Origin of the sequence: Marinobacterium zhoushanense, assembly GCF_014641945.1 — a bacterium.
In the GTDB taxonomy this organism is placed as follows: Bacteria; Pseudomonadota; Gammaproteobacteria; order Pseudomonadales; family Balneatricaceae; genus Marinobacterium_D; species Marinobacterium_D zhoushanense.
The window spans coordinates 374,836-389,460 of sequence record NZ_BMIJ01000006.1 but is presented as its reverse complement, the minus strand read 5'-3'; the positions used below and the strand labels follow the sequence as shown (position 1 = coordinate 389,460).

General features: G+C 58.5%; 12 protein-coding genes. 4 read left to right on the top strand and 8 right to left on the bottom strand.

Translation table 11 applies throughout. The annotated features are described in order from the left end of the window. Window positions 1–21 precede the first annotated feature (21 nt). The 4 genes from prpC to IEX40_RS15970 form a co-directional block, all read right to left on the bottom strand. A complete protein-coding gene (gene prpC, locus IEX40_RS15985) occupies window positions 22–1,152 on the bottom strand; it encodes a bifunctional 2-methylcitrate synthase/citrate synthase (RefSeq protein ID WP_188750062.1) in 1,131 nt (376 codons plus the stop codon). A 62-nt stretch (window positions 1,153–1,214) separates the two neighbouring features. Continuing rightward, a complete protein-coding gene (gene prpB, locus IEX40_RS15980) occupies window positions 1,215–2,108 on the bottom strand; it encodes a methylisocitrate lyase (protein ID WP_188750060.1) in 894 nt (297 codons plus the stop codon). Beyond that, entirely contained in the window at window positions 2,108–2,824 is a 717-nt protein-coding gene (locus IEX40_RS15975; protein ID WP_188750058.1) for a GntR family transcriptional regulator, read from the bottom strand. The genes prpB and IEX40_RS15975 overlap by 1 nt, the downstream gene beginning before the upstream one ends. Window positions 2,825–3,109: 285 nt before the next feature. After that, window positions 3,110–3,997: an alpha/beta fold hydrolase gene (locus IEX40_RS15970; protein WP_188750056.1), complete on the bottom strand. Its 888-nt coding sequence runs from the start codon at window positions 3,995–3,997 to the stop codon at window positions 3,110–3,112. 125 nt (window positions 3,998–4,122) lie between these two features. On the opposite strand from IEX40_RS15970, the gene pabB reads away from it, so the two are divergent. Then, on the top strand, window positions 4,123–5,496 hold the full coding sequence (pabB, locus tag IEX40_RS15965) for an aminodeoxychorismate synthase component I (protein WP_229680799.1): 1,374 nt from the start codon (window positions 4,123–4,125) through the stop codon (window positions 5,494–5,496). Between the two features lie 37 nt (window positions 5,497–5,533). On the opposite strand, the gene thrH is transcribed toward pabB, so the two are convergent. Further along, on the bottom strand, window positions 5,534–6,151 hold the full coding sequence (gene thrH, locus IEX40_RS15960; RefSeq protein WP_188750055.1) for a bifunctional phosphoserine phosphatase/homoserine phosphotransferase ThrH: 618 nt from the start codon (window positions 6,149–6,151) through the stop codon (window positions 5,534–5,536). 221 nt (window positions 6,152–6,372) lie between these two features. Between thrH and IEX40_RS15955 the strand changes: the two genes are divergently transcribed. After that, the gene (locus IEX40_RS15955) at window positions 6,373–6,768 is read left to right on the top strand and encodes a GlcG/HbpS family heme-binding protein (RefSeq protein ID WP_188750052.1); all 396 of its coding nucleotides are present in this window, start codon (window positions 6,373–6,375) and stop codon (window positions 6,766–6,768) included. Beyond that, complete coding sequence (locus tag IEX40_RS15950; RefSeq protein ID WP_188750051.1) at window positions 6,765–7,826, top strand: LLM class flavin-dependent oxidoreductase; 1,062 nt, start codon at window positions 6,765–6,767, stop codon at window positions 7,824–7,826. The genes IEX40_RS15955 and IEX40_RS15950 overlap by 4 nt, the downstream gene beginning before the upstream one ends. Before the next feature lie 14 nt (window positions 7,827–7,840). Here IEX40_RS15950 and cysB read toward each other — a convergent pair whose 3' ends face one another. The 3 genes from cysB to rluC form a co-directional block, all read right to left on the bottom strand. Next, window positions 7,841–8,815: an HTH-type transcriptional regulator CysB gene (cysB, locus tag IEX40_RS15945; protein WP_188750048.1), complete on the bottom strand. Its 975-nt coding sequence runs from the start codon at window positions 8,813–8,815 to the stop codon at window positions 7,841–7,843. A 107-nt stretch (window positions 8,816–8,922) separates the two neighbouring features. Continuing rightward, on the bottom strand, window positions 8,923–10,032 hold the full coding sequence (locus tag IEX40_RS15940) for a DNA-binding protein (protein ID WP_188750046.1): 1,110 nt from the start codon (window positions 10,030–10,032) through the stop codon (window positions 8,923–8,925). Next, a complete protein-coding gene (gene rluC, locus IEX40_RS15935) occupies window positions 10,026–11,024 on the bottom strand; it encodes a 23S rRNA pseudouridine(955/2504/2580) synthase RluC (protein ID WP_188750044.1) in 999 nt (332 codons plus the stop codon). Before rluC ends, IEX40_RS15940 begins: the two co-directional genes overlap by 7 nt. 487 nt (window positions 11,025–11,511) lie before the next feature. On the opposite strand from rluC, the gene rne reads away from it, so the two are divergent. Next, window positions 11,512–14,565: a ribonuclease E gene (gene rne / locus IEX40_RS15930; RefSeq protein WP_188750042.1), complete on the top strand. Its 3,054-nt coding sequence runs from the start codon at window positions 11,512–11,514 to the stop codon at window positions 14,563–14,565. Window positions 14,566–14,625: the final 60 nt, after the last annotated feature.

The window sequence follows — 14,625 nt, the reverse complement described above, 5'->3', positions numbered from 1 at the left end:
GGACCTCCGCGGATTGTCATCTTAAGCGCGCTTCTCGATCGGCACCCACTCGGCCGCTTCGGGGCCGGTGTAGTCCGCGGACGGACGGATGATGCGATTGTTGGCGCGCTGCTCGATCACGTGAGCGGTCCAGCCTGCCACGCGAGAGCAGACGAAGATCGGCGTGAACAGCTCGGTCGGGATACCCATGAAGTGGTAAGCCGATGCATGGAAGAAGTCAGCGTTGCAGAACAGCTTTTTCTCGCGCCACATCACCGCCTCGACCCGCTCGGATACCGGATAGAGCACGCTGTCGCCCACATGTTCGGCGAGCTGTTTTGACCATTTCTTGATGATCGCATTGCGCGGGTCGGAGTCACGATAGATCGCGTGACCGAAGCCCATGATCTTCTCTTTGCGCTCCAGCATCCCCATGATCTCGGCTTCTGCTTCATCCGGGGATGTCCAGTTCTCGATCATCGCCATCGCTGCTTCGTTGGCACCGCCATGCAGCGGGCCACGCAGGGTACCGATGGCACCCGTCACGCAGCTATGGATGTCGGACAGGGTCGACGCGCAGACGCGAGCGGCAAAGGTAGAGGCATTGAACTCATGCTCGGCGTAAAGAATCAGCGAAGCGTGCATCACCTTGACGTGCAGGGGATCCGGCTTTTTATCGTGCAGCGTCCACAGGAAGTGCTCGCCGATGGAGTCGGCATCGGTCTCGGTATCAATACGCTTGCCCTGGTGGGCAAAGTTGTACCAGTAGTTAATGATCGACGGGAACACCGCCAGCATACGGTCGATCTTGTCGATCTGCTCGCTGAAATCCTGCTCAGTTTCAAGATTGCCCAGCATCGAGCAACCGGTGCGCATCACATCCATCGGATGGGCACTCGCCGGAATCTGCTCCAGCACCGCTTTCAGCGCGTCCGGCAGTCCGCGCAGTCCTTTCAGCTTCGCCTTGTAGGCATCGAGCTCGGATTGGTTCGGCAGCTTGCCGTACAGCAGCAGGTAGGCGACCTCTTCGAACTGCGCCTTGTCGGCCAGCTCCTTGATGTCGTAGCCACGATAGGTAAGACCCGCACCGGTTTTACCTACAGTACACAGCGCGGTTTCGCCTGCGGACTGTCCACGCAAGCCTGCACCACCGAGTTTCTTTGCTTCAGCCATGATCTTCTCCTTGGGTCTCTCGTGAGCGTCTAACGCGCTCTTCTCTCAGTTGGAGGCGTGGGTTACTTGTTTTTGCCTTCGGCAAACAGCGCATCCAACTTCTGTTCGAAGTCGTGGTAGTTGAGGAAATCGTAAAGCTCCATGCGGGTCTGCATGGTGTCGACAACCGCTTTCTGGTCGCCATCGTTGAGCAGGTGCTCATAGACATTCAGCGCGGCCTTGTTGGCGGCACGGAAGGCGGACAGCGGGTAGAGCACCATGGTGGCCCCCACTTCGGCAAGTTCGCGCGTATTGAACAGCGGCGTAGCACCGAACTCAGTGATATTGGCCAGCAGATGGGCACCATTGATACCGTCGGAGAACGCTTTGTAATCATCCAGCGTGTGTACCGCTTCGGCGAAGATACCGTCGGCACCCGCTTCCAGGCATGCCTGGCCACGTTCAACGGCCGCATTGAGACCCTCCATCTGGAACGCATCGGTGCGCGCCATGATGAAGAAGCTGTCATCGGTCTTGGCATCGACTGCCGCTTTTACACGGTCGACCATCTCCTGCAGGGATACGATCTCTTTATTAGGGCGATGGCCGCATCGCTTCTGCGCTACCTGATCTTCGATATGAACGGCAGCAGCACCGCCTTTGATCATCTCTTTCACGGTGCGTGCGATGTTGAATGCGCCACCCCAACCGGTATCGATATCGACCATCAACGGAGTGTCGACAGCGCTGGTGATGCGACACACATCTTCCAGTACATCGTTCATCGATGTCATGCCCAGGTCAGGCAGACCGTATGACGCGTTGGCGACGCCACCACCGGACAGATAGATAGCCTGGTGACCCACACGTGTAGCCATCATCGCGTTGTACGCATTGACGGTGCCAACAATCTGCAGCGGCTGGTTCTCAGCCAGCGCTTTACGGAAACGCGCACCCGCAGTCAGTTTCTCAGCCATTATGATCCCCTTGAGGTTAGCTCTTTGGCGTTCAGCTTATCTTCGATGTTCTGTCGCGCCGCACTGATATGGCGACGCATCAGCATCTCGGCCAGCTCGGCATCCCGTGCTTCAATAGCATCGATAATCTGACGATGCTCCTTGAGCGCACGTTTTGGTCGTGAGCTGGAAACGCTGAATTGGTAACGGTACATGCGTACCAGGTGGTATAGATCCGCGCCCAGCATCTCCTGCAGCTTGGCATTCTTGCTGCCCTGAACAACGCGGTAGTGAAAATCGAGATCGCCCTCTTTCTGAAAGTAGGAGCGACCCTCACGCTGCTCGATCGATTGCTCGTGGGTATCAAGCAGCGCCTTGAGACTGTCTATCTCGTCCTGAGTCATGTTCTCAGCAGCCAGACGGCAGGCCATGCCCTCCAGCGCTTCGCGTACCCGGTAGATCTCGATCAGCTCCTGAGCGGACAGCTTGACCACTCGCGCACCGATATGCGGTTTGCGCTCAACCAGCCGCCAGCCTTCAAGACGGCGCATCGCTTCGCGTAACGGGCCACGGCTGATGCCATAGGTGCGCGCCAGCTCTGGCTCGCTGATCTTCTGCCCCGGCAACAGCTCACCTTTGACGATCGCGGTGACGATCTGTTTGCAGACCCGGTCGGCTAACGTCCGACTCTCTTGGTCGATCTCGAGCACTGAGCTCTGTTTCGCTTCTGTATTCATCGCAACCCTTCAAGATTGTCGACAATGTGAGATTGTCGACACATTACAGTCGAAAAAACGGGCAGTCAACCCAATCCAGCGGTCAAATTGTCAACATCAGACAAAAGTATGATTGGAGGAATTATGAACCATTTGCCCGCATAACTCACGGGAATAGCCCAAAATCCGCATGCCATTCAGGAATTGGCGCAATAAAGAAAGAGGGGGAATTGTCAACAAAAGCACTTGCTCGGCTGTCAGACCAAATGGCAGCCGAGCAAAGGGGCGTTGGCGGTATGGGTGTGGTCAGGTTTGTGCAGACTGGTCGTGCTGAGTCATATAGCGCTGCAACTCATCGTTCATTATACGTGCGATCTGGCGCGGCTTCTGGAACGGCAGCGAGTGATCGGTACCGGCCACGTGGAAGTAGTGCCAGTTTGGCATCCCATCGGCCAGATGCATATGCAACTGATGCATCAGCTCGACGCTTTGGCCACCGATAAAGCTGCTGACATCCCCCTGGGCAGCAAGGATCGCCTCCCGGTCCAGGTTTCGAATACCCTTGGTTACCGCATCCAGCGCATTGGCAAACCCCTCCGGACGATAGCCCAGGCGGGCAATGGTCAAGCGTTCGGTCTGCTCAGTGATACGGCGATTGGGCGATATGGTATCGAGAAACTGGCGGATTCCCGCTTCCCGATTATCGGTGCGCAGATGCACGGCCGCATCCGAAAACCGCTCTCTCAGTGCGACGGTCGTTTGCCAGTCAGGCCTGTCCAGCGCTGCCGACTCCAGCAGATACTGTTTCCCGACGCGGTCGTTGTGCTGCTGCTTGAACAGCATGCAGACCATGCCGCCCAAAGAGTACCCACCGAGGTCAAAACGCCACCACCCGAGGTGATCGACCAATGCAGTGAGATCAGCCACCAACTGCTGCACGGTAAACTCGTGCTCCCGACCGTCCGGATAGCGGGTGTCACCAGTTCCACGCATATCCGGCACCAGCACCTCCCCCCACTGCGTCAGAAACGACTGCAGCATCTCCCAGGTATCGCGCCCTCCCACGCCGGCACCGTGCACCAGCACCAGCCGGCGTCCAGATTGCACACCGGCGTGCTTATAGAGTCGGTAAACCACCTGCTGGTCCGGAAGGTTAAGGGTTCGTTGTTCAACGGTGTATTGCAGCGCCTTCATCTAGCAGAGATTCCATCAGTTGCTCTATCCAAGCCCCCATTATACCTATCAGAATGGCGCTCGGGCTCGCATGCTCCAAGCTGCAGCGTTAAAATCGGCCTTTTTACCGGTCAGGATCCTGCCGCGTGATCAACTGCCATCCGCTTCCCTATCCGCTTGACGCCTTTATTGTATTGGATCGCCTGCGCCCATTTGGCGATCCGGTTCTGTTGGACAGCGCTCACCCGCAGACAGATCCTCGATTCGGTCGCTACGACATAGTCGCCGCCGCGCCGGATGTAGTGGTTCGCTACAACCGGGGGGAAACCGCTGTCCGTAGACAGGGGCTTTGGCAGAATATAGGCGGGGATCCGGTGAGCCTGCTCAAGGAGCTGCAGGCGGAGATCGCGATCGCGCCCGGCAGCAGCCACCTACCCTTTTGCTGCGGGCTGGCAGGCCACTTTAGCTATGATCTCGGCCGCGCCTTCGAGCGTATGCCGGACCTTGCGGAGGATGATCTGAGCCTGCCGGAGATGAGGGTCGGTCGCTATCTCTGGGCGGTGGTGATCGACCATGCCGAGCAGCGAAGTGTCCTCGTCTCCCACTACAAGGCCGATTCGCGGCAGGTCGAGATGCTGCACCACCTACTGATGGAGTCGGGCGATCTCGAGACCACTGCGCCGTTCAAACTGACGTCGGAATTCAGCAGCAACCTTCCGGCTGAAGCATACCGCAACGCCTTCAATCGCGTTCAGGAGTACATCCGCGCCGGCGACTGCTACCAGATCAATCTGACCCAGCGCTGGAGCGCTAGCTGCGAAGGTGATCCATTCCACGCATACCGCACGCTGCGCCAGCGTGCTACAACCCCGTTCGGGGCCTACCTGGAGTCTGAGGATGGCGCAATCCTGTCGCTATCGCCCGAGCGCTTCCTGCAAACATCCGCCAGCGGCGCGGTGGAAACCCGTCCAATCAAGGGCACCCGCCCGCGTGGCACAACCCCGGAACAGGATAAGCAGCTGGCCGACGAACTGGCACAGGCAGAGAAGGACCGGGCCGAAAACCTGATGATCGTCGACCTGCTGCGCAACGACCTGGGCAAGGTGTGCCAGCCGGGCAGCGTCAGGGTACCGGAGCTGTTCAAGATCGAGAGCTATCCCAATGTTCACCACCTGGTCAGCGCCGTTACCGGCCAGCTGGCCGAGGGTTTCACCAGTCTCGATCTGCTCCAGCACTGCTTTCCCGGCGGCTCCATCACCGGCGCACCGAAAATCAGGGCGATGGAGATTATCGACGAGCTGGAACCGCACCGCCGCGGCATCTATTGCGGGTCGATCGGCTATATCAGCGCTGACGGCACCATGGATACCAGCATCTGCATCCGCACCCTGCTGATCGAAAATGGCAAGATCTATTGTTCCGCCGGCGGCGGCATCGTCGCTGATTCGGAAGTGGATGCCGAATACCAGGAGTCGTTCGACAAGGTGAACAATCTGCTGGAAACACTGAAGGGGCTATAACCGCCCCTTCTTGCAAGACCGATCATACCAACCGGAATTAGAGCGAAAGCTCTCGGTTACTGGCCTTGATGAACTCTTTTTTCAGGTCGTCGTAGCTGTGTACCGCCGGGAACTGCGGGAACTCGGCAATGACATTATCCGGCGCGTGGAACAGGATCCCCTTTTCCGCCTGTGCCAGCATCGTCGTATCGTTGTAGGAATCACCGGCGGCGATGACGCGGTAGTTGAGCAGCTGGAAGGCACGTACCGACTGCCGCTTGGGATCCCGTTGGCGCAGGGTGTAGTCGGTGATGCGCCCGTCGCCGTTGACCTCCAGCTTGTGGCACAGCAGCGTCGGATAGCCCAGCTGTTTCATCAGCGGTGCCGCGAACTCGTAAAAGGTATCGGACAGGATCACCACCTGGAAACGCTCGCGCAGCCAGTCGACAAACTCACGCGCCCCGTCGAGCGGACTCAGGCGACTGATGGTATCCTGGATCTGCGGCAGTGTCAGACCATGCTGATCGAGAATCGACAGGCGCTGTTTCATCAGCACGTCGTAGTCGGGAATATCGCGGGTCGTGGCCTTCAGCGCCTCGATACCGGTCTCTTCCGCAAATGCGATCCAGATCTCAGGGATAAGAACACCTTCCAGGTCAAGACAAGCCAGCTCCACGTTCGCTCTCCGCTATCGGTTTATATAAACAGTGCGCCACTCTACCCCGAATTCCTCCAGCCTTTCAACGCAGCATCCACGCAGACCCGAAATACGCTTTCCAGCACTGATGCCGGTCAACCAAGTTGCAAAAGCGGGATTTGGTGTTTCAGCTCGAGCAGGCAGGCAACACCTTTTAGATACCTTACTATTGCTCCAGCACCTGAAACGGATAGATCAAGATGAGACTCAGCAATCAAATAAATGACCAGCTGCTGGCCCGAGCACGCGAAGCAGCCAGCCGCCACGGCTGCACCATGAGCATTGCCGTATGCGACGCTGGCGGCCACCTGCTACAGTTCTGCCGCATGGATGGCGCATTTGCCGGCTCAGCCGATATCGCCATGCGCAAGGCCAACTGCGCGGCCATGTTCAACGCCCCCAGCCATGCCATCGGCGACATTGTACGCAACCATACGCTGACCGGGTTCGAGCTCAGCAACGGTGGTCTGATGCTGTTTGGCGGCGGCCTCCCGATCTGTATCGATGGAGAACTGGTTGGCGCCATCGGCGTCTCCGGCGGTTCCGCCGAGCAGGATATAGAGGTAGCACGCGACGCGCTGGAGGGTTTGGTTTGAGACAGTCGTTACGCATTGGCGTTGTCGATCAATCGCCGGTATACGACGGCAGGCCTGCTGAGGAAGCACTGCGCCGTAGCGTGCAACTGGCACAGCAGTGCGAAGCCTTGGGCTACAGCCGTTACTGGGTAGCCGAACATCACAACACCCCCAGTTACGCAAGCCCCGCACCGGAGATACTGATTGCGGCCATCGCGAGTCAGACGCAGGAGATCCGTGTCGGATCCGGTGGCGTTATGCTCTCCCACTACAGCCCACTCAAGGTTGCCGAAGCCTTCAGCTCGCTACAGGCGCTGTTTCCCGACAGGATAGACTTGGGCGTCGGCCGCGCCCCCGGTGGCAGCAGCCTGTCGACCCACGCCCTGGCCTATCCCGCACCTCCTGCCGGTAGCGACCTGTATGCCGAGCGGCTGGCGGACCTTCTAGCCCTGGTATGCAACGATCTGCCCGACGAACATCAGTATCGAGGCCTGCGCGCTATGCCAGGAACCCAGACCCCGCCCACACCCTGGGTACTGGGCTCGGGCAGCGGCAGCACCAGCCTGGCGGCATCCCTGGGCACCGGCTTTGTACTGGCCCTGTTTATCGGCACCGACTATCGCTCACCCGATATCCTTCGCGCCTATCGCAGGGCGTATCGCCCCCGCGGCTTCGCCGAGCAACCAAGCGCTATGCTGGCCACCGCTGTTATCTGTGCGGATTCGCTGGAAGAGGCGAAATTCATCGCATCCACCCATACCTACTGGAAGGTGCAAGCCTATCTGCATGGCAATCGTGAGGGTCTGCGCTCGCCCGAAGAGGTACAGTCACTCTACCGACACCTGTCACCTTCCGACCAGGCCTATTTCGATGAGACGCTGAGCACGATGATTCTGGGCACACCGGAACAGTGCCGTGAGCAACTTGAGCAGCTAAGTGATCAGTATGAGGTCGACGAGATCCTGGCGATCAACGTCACCTACCGGTTCGCAGACCGACTGAAGTGCTATGAGAAACTGGCGCAGGCAATGGAACTAACGCCGAAACAGGACAGGTTCGTCCTTACGCGGGCGAGCTGAGGATGACTACCGCTTCAGAGCAGCGGCAGCTCCAACCCTTCGAACAGCGCATCGACCTCTGCACGATTGTCACAGGACTGCACCTTGCGCACCACATCAGGGGTCAGGTGCGGTGCGAAAAGGCGTATAAAATCGTACATATAGCCGCGCAGGAAGGTCCCTTTGCGAAAGCCGATCTTGGTTGTGCTAGCCTCGAACAGGTGGCTGGCATCCAGCGCGACCAAGTCATCGTCTGGTCCCGGCTCGTACGCCATTGAAGCCACGATCCCCACACCCAGCCCCAGCCTGACGTAGGTCTTGATCACATCCGAGTCTACGGCGGTAAACACCACCTTCGGCTCCAAACCATGATGCCGGAAGGCGTCATCGAGCTTGGAGCGCCCGGTAAAACCGAACACGTAGGTGACAATCGGATAAGCGGCAACATCTTTTAACGAAAGCTTGGACACCTGCGTCAGCGGATGATTCTTGGGCACCATAACCGAGCGATTCCAACGGTAGCACGGCATCATGATCAGATCGCTGAAATGCTGCAGTGCTTCGGTAGCGATGGCAAAGTCCACCGTTCCGTCCGCCGCCATTTCGGAGATCTGCATCGGAGTGCCCTGGTGCATGTGCAGTGACACGTCAGGATAGGTCTTAATGAACTCATTGATCGCACTGGGCAGCGCGTAACGTGCCTGGGTATGGGTAGTGGCAATCGATAGGCTACCCTTCTTTTCATCACTGAACTCCTGGGCCACCTGACGAATGCTCTCCACCTTTTGCAGTATCTGCTCCGCCACGGAGAGAATCGCCTGCCCTGCGGGAGTGACTCGCGTCAGATGCTTACCGCTACGCGCAAACACCTCGACACCCAACTCATCTTCAAGCAGACGAATCTGCTTGCTGATCCCGGGTTGGGAGGTATAAAGACTCTGCGCAGTCGCCGAGACATTCAGGTCATGCCTGGCGACTTCACAGATGTATCGCAGTTGCTGAAGCTTCATCGCGGCGCATCATCCGTTTTTTGTAATCAAAAAAACAATCTCATATAACCACAGAGAATATGTATAGCAGCGCGACGCTTCCGCGTCCATTCCTCAAACGCGTCGACTTATAGACGCGCACTGAGCCGTCGAATCTCTTCGTCCTGAGTCACCAGTCGCTTCTCCAGCGCAGTGATACGTGCCTGGGCTTTCATCATCGCCTCATCACGCTCCTTCAGTTGAGCGCGCAACGCATTTTCCCGTCGTGCCGCATCGCTCGCCGCCGTCATCGCGCGCTGCTGGGACCGCTGCAACTCTTCAGCAAGCTCCTTCGCCTTATCTTCTAATCTTTTGCTTTTATTAGACTCAGACAGCAGTGCGCTATTGGTTTTTGAGAGATCGCGATGCTGTACACCAATATTCTGCTTAATCGCGCCAAGCTCAGCTTCCAACGCTTTGATCTGGCTGGCCTGGGTATCGAGCTTGACGTCCTTACGCGCCAGTTCGCTCTGATGTTCATGCAGGTCGCGGGTCAATGCGGCCTCTTTGCGCCCCGCCTCATCCCTGACCTTGTCCAAGGCACTACGATAGTGGCGAACCTCCACTTCCGCTTTCGCTGTCGTTTCGACCCCTTTGCGCTGCTCATCCTTCAACCGTTGTTCGGTGTTGCGGCGATAATCCTCGTACTGCTTGCGCAGCTGGGTGAGCTCGTGATCGAGATTGGCGCGCAGCTGCTCTTCCCGCTTGCGTTCATTGGTCTCGATGGAGAGGTTGTTCTTCAGCACCGCGATCTCGGCTTCGAGGGACTTGGCATGCTGCTCTGATTGCTCCAGGCGAACACCCAGCTCGCGGTAACGCGCTTCGAGCTCCTGATAAACCCCCTGAGATTGCCGCAGAGCCTCTTCACTGATACGCCTGCTCTCCTCCTCGCCAACTTCGTGCTGCTGACGATCCCGCCGCACATTGGCCTGTGCCTCCTGAACCGCCTGCTGCCAGACACGCATAAAGGATTGCGCCAGCGTCTCCGGCATATCCGGAAGCGCCCTGGTGCTGCGATCGCCCAGTTGAAGCCGTCCGGGTAGACCATGCCACCAGCGCTCAAGCGACGTTTCCACCTCGCGGGGAGTGAGCTCGACTTGAGCGGAGATTGCGCCAACATCGGGGCTTTTCCCACTCATAAGCATGTGATCGGCGGCGGAAAAAATACGGGCCAGATCCCGTTCGTTTACATTCAACATCCTGATCCTGTCTGATTCTGATCCTGCTTTTCAACGCTATGGAGCAACTGTTCGAGTGCCGATTCAATCTGTGGTTCGAGAGCTGCCTCTACCTTAAGTGGGGTTCCATCCGGCAGTTTCAATTCGAGTGCTGCTGCATGCAGCATCAGTCGACGGAAACCCAACTCACGATACTGCTGATTGATGACATCTATGCCGTACTTAGGATCGCCAATGATCGGGTGCCCGACAAACTGGGTGTGCACGCGAATCTGATGCGTACGGCCGGTCTTCGGCCGCGCTTCGATCAACGTAGCTGAACCGCCGAACCGCCGCAGAATACGAAAATCGGTTAGCGACGGTTTACCCTGGGCATCGACCTTGACCATGCGCTCACCCGACTTCAGCTCCCCTCTGAGCAGGGGGGCATCCACGCGTTTATCCTTGCTCTCCCAGCGCCCCTGAACCAGCGCCTGATAGACCTTCTGCACCCGGTGCTGACGCAGAAGCTCATGCAAATACCTTAGCATCGATCGTTTTTTGGCAATCATGATGCACCCGGAGGTATCGCGATCGAGGCGGTGCACCAGTTCCAAAAAGCGTTGCTGGGGTCTCAACTGACGCAGTGCCTCGATCAAGCCCAGATTGATTCCACTGCCGCCGTGAACGGCAAGGCCGGAAGGCTTGTTGATGACCATCAGCGCGTCATCTTCGTACACCACCGCACGCTCCAGGAACTCCAGCAGCTTGTCGCCAACCACCGGCGCATCGCCCTTTTCCGGCAGGCGGATGGGCGGAACACGGATCAGGTCACCAGGCTCTAACTTATACTCGGGCTTGATCCGTTTCTTGTTGACTCTAACCTCACCCTTGCGCAAGACACGATAGATCAGACTTTTCGGCGCGCCCTTCAACGCCGTGCGCAGGAAGTTGTCGATACGCTGCCCACCCTGATCCTCTTCAACGGTAATAAACTGCACCCCGCTCTGGATGCCTGTACTTTCATTTGCCATCAGTTACTGATATGTCCGTTCGTTGATGCTCTTGGGGTTAGCTGGTATATTCTAGCGATGCCGCAGGCGGTTGGCTTTAGCTATTTTTGAATCCAGGTCGCCGGCCCCTCACCCACACCTCGAAGCGTGGCCGCGCACGATCCGATCGGCGGCAGAGATTGATGGTTTCTTATGAAATCAAACCTTATTGTACGTAACGCTTTCACGGCCTTCGCCTGAATCCGAAGGCCCAGTTGAAGGTGGAGACGCACGCTGACCCGGAACCTGCCCCAAAGGCAGCAACAGCCAGCAACTATAACGACAGAGGTCTGCGTTTCCTCCACCGCCGATATAAGAGCAGCCGCAATCGCGACTGCCCGTGCTTGTTGCTTCGGTTTGCAAAACACCGGAGCGACCAGTAGCGATCAGAAAGACTGGGCGTCATCTTCACACTCCGGAGCAGATCCGGCGGTGGTAGCGTTGCGTTTTGCTGAGAACGCATAACAACATGAAGAGAATGCTTATCAACGCAACTCAACCCGAAGAGTTGCGCGTAGCGCTGGTAGACGGCCAGCGCCTTTTCGACCTGGATATCGAATCCGATAGCCGCGAACAGAAAAAGGCCAACATCTACAAGGGCCGCATCACCCGCGTAGAACCCAGCCTGGAAGCCGCTTTCGTCGATTACGGCGCCGAACGCCACGGCTTCCTTCCCCTCAAAGAGATCTCGCGCGAATACTTCAGCAAGCAACCCGAACGGGGCCAGCGTCCAAGCATCAAGGAGATGGTCAAAGAGGGTTCCGAAGTCATCGTACAGGTCGACAAGGAGGAGCGTGGGAACAAAGGCGCTGCCCTGACCACCTTTATCAGCCTCGCCGGTCGCTATCTGGTGCTGATGCCCAACAACCCCCGTGCAGGCGGCATTTCACGCCGCATCGAGGGTGACGAACGCACCCAGCTGAAAGAGGCCCTGTCGGGCGTCAACATTCCGGATCAGATGGGCGCCATCGTGCGCACCGCCGGTATCGGCCGCAGTAGCGAAGAGCTGCAGTGGGACCTGGACTACCTGATCACCCTCTGGGATGCGATTACTGCAACAGCCGCGCGCCCTGCGCCCTTCCTGATCTACCAGGAAAGTAACGTTGTCATCCGTGCCATCCGTGACTATCTGCGCTCGGATATCGGCGAGGTGCTGATCGACGACCAGACGGTCTATGACCAGGCGCTGATGTTCGTTCGCCAGGTAATGCCAAGCTACGAAAACCGAATCAAGCTGTATAAAGAGCAGATCCCGCTGTTCAACCGCTTCCAGATCGAAACCCAGATCGAGACCGCATTCGAGCGTGAAGTTAAACTTCCCTCCGGCGGCTCCATCGTTATCGATCCTACCGAGGCACTGGTCTCTATCGATATCAACTCGGCGCGCGCTACTCGCGGCGGCGATATTGAGGAAACGGCTCTCAATACCAACCTGGAAGCGGCAGACGAGATTGCCCGCCAGCTGCGCCTGCGCGACATCGGCGGCCTGATCGTGATCGACTTTATCGACATGACACCGATCAAGCATCAGCGTGAGGTCGAGAAGCGCCTTGGCGATGCCTTGAAACTGGATCGTGCCCGCGTACAGATGGGTCGCATCTCCCGCTTCGGCCTGCTTGAGATGTCACGCCAGCGCCTGCGTCCGTCGCTCGCCGAATCACGTGGACACGTCTGCCCACGCTGTAACGGCCAGGGCACGATTCGCGATACCGAATCGCTGGCGCTGTCGATTCTACGCCTGATCGAGGAGGAGTCCGCCAAAGACCGCACCGCCCAGATCCGCGCCATTCTGCCGGTCAGCGTTGCCACCTTCCTGCTCAACGAGAAGCGTCGCGAAGTTCACGCCATCGAGCTGCGCAACGGGGTACAGATCGTCATCGTACCTAACCCGAATATGGAGACGCCGCACTACGAAGTGGTACGGCTGCGCGATGACCACAGCGTTTCGACCACCCATGACCCGAGCTACACCCTGCAGCCTGAGACCGTAGAAGAGCAGCCTGAGGCCTCACCGGCACCGGTTAAGCGGGAAAAGGCGGCGGTCGAGGCGGTAATCCCAACCGCCCGCGCACCTCAGTCCGCGGAAGAAAAAGCGTTTACCGAGCAGCCACAGGCACAGGATAAAACGCCCTCACCAGCGCCGACACCTGTCACCCTCTCTTTCGGTGAGCGCGTGGTCGCAACCCTGGGTCGGCTGTTCGGCAAGAAGCCGGAAGAGGCAAAACCGGAGGCGAAAAAGGAACGCGAGGAGGAGAAACCTCGCACCAGGTCGACTCAGGAGACTCGCAGCCGTGGCGGTTCGGGTAAATCCCGCCGCCGTAGCGATGATCGCCGGGGCGGCGACCGCCGTCGTTCGCGCGACAACGATGAGATCATCACTATCGAGCAGGAGCAGGCGCTGCCGAAGATCGGCGACAAGGGCTCTGACGAGCGTTCTGACCAGGACAAGGGAGAAGGCAGCGGCCGCTCACGTCGCCGCCGTCGCAGCCGTCGTCGCAGTGATAGCGAAGCTACCGCTCAGTCCGACGAGCTGAACCAGAACGTCCCGGCCGAACAGCAGGAGGAAACGCCTGCGCCACAAGAGGCGGAGACTCAGGCAGCCGATACCTCCACTGAAGGTGACGAAGGCCGCAGCCGCCGTCGTGGCCGCCGCCGTCGCAAGGGTGATGAACGCACCGCCCTGCGCACTCCGGTAGAGACTCCTGAATCTGAAGGTGCTGCAGCTGAGGCCGCGACCGAACTGCAAGAGTCAGGCGAGCCGATGGCAGAACAGGGTACGCAGACCACTGAGACTATCGCGGCGCAGTCCGATGATGCGGCTGAACCAAAGCGTGAAGCCGAAGTATCTGCCGAGCAGGAGGAGGAGTCCGCGGCGGTAGAAACCGGGACGCAGGCTGATGACAGTTCCGTGCCAACGGGCAAGCCGGAGGAGGTTTCTGCACAGTCGGAAGAGCCTCAAGCCGAGGAAGAGACGAAGCCTTCCGAGTCAGACGAGCGCTCTGTGGAGCCGGAGCCCGCCATCGAATCGGTCGTGGAAGCGACTGCCTTGACCGAGGAAACCTCAGACACTGCCGAGCAGACCGCTGCACAGGATGCTGAGCCCACCGCAGCCAGCGAGGAGTCGACTGGTATCGCCGAGGAACCGGCTGCCGAGGTCGAACACGAGAAGGCGCCTGCAGCTTCGGCTGAGGAGGTTCCAGTAGCGACCGAGGCATCAAGCGACAGCGCAGAAGAAGCAGAAACCCAGGAAACCGAAGCTACTGAGGTTTCCGAAGTGGAAAATGAACCAGCTGCCGAAGTCGCTGAAGCGGAGAGCGCGGAAGCTGAAACGCAGAGCGCTGCAGAAGCCGCACAGGAGAGTGTCGAGGCGGTAGCGGAAGATGAAAGCGAAAAGGCTGACCAGACCCAGCCCGCTCGCCGTCGCCGCAGCCGTCGCGCTCCCAACGATCCACGCGAGGTACGCCGCCGCCAGAAGCAAAAAGAGACGGAAGCGGCAAGCTCCGACTCCGAAAGCGGTAGCTGAGGCCTAGTTCAGACCGAGAAGACCCCGCGCAAAAGAAAGCCCGCCATTTGGCGGGCTTTT

Coding starts and splice junctions, on each gene's coding strand:
- cysB (WP_188750048.1), bottom strand. CDS start 8,815: ATGAAGCTTCAGCAACTGCGATACATCTGTGAAGTCGCCAGGCATGAC.
- rne (WP_188750042.1), top strand. CDS start 11,512: ATGAAGAGAATGCTTATCAACGCAACTCAACCCGAAGAGTTGCGCGTA.
- IEX40_RS15970 (WP_188750056.1), bottom strand. CDS start 3,997: ATGAAGGCGCTGCAATACACCGTTGAACAACGAACCCTTAACCTTCCG.
- IEX40_RS15940 (WP_188750046.1), bottom strand. CDS start 10,032: ATGTTGAATGTAAACGAACGGGATCTGGCCCGTATTTTTTCCGCCGCC.
- prpC (WP_188750062.1), bottom strand. CDS start 1,152: ATGGCTGAAGCAAAGAAACTCGGTGGTGCAGGCTTGCGTGGACAGTCC.
- IEX40_RS15975 (WP_188750058.1), bottom strand. CDS start 2,824: ATGAATACAGAAGCGAAACAGAGCTCAGTGCTCGAGATCGACCAAGAG.
- rluC (WP_188750044.1), bottom strand. CDS start 11,024: ATGGCAAATGAAAGTACAGGCATCCAGAGCGGGGTGCAGTTTATTACC.
- prpB (WP_188750060.1), bottom strand. CDS start 2,108: ATGGCTGAGAAACTGACTGCGGGTGCGCGTTTCCGTAAAGCGCTGGCT.
- IEX40_RS15955 (WP_188750052.1), top strand. CDS start 6,373: ATGAGACTCAGCAATCAAATAAATGACCAGCTGCTGGCCCGAGCACGC.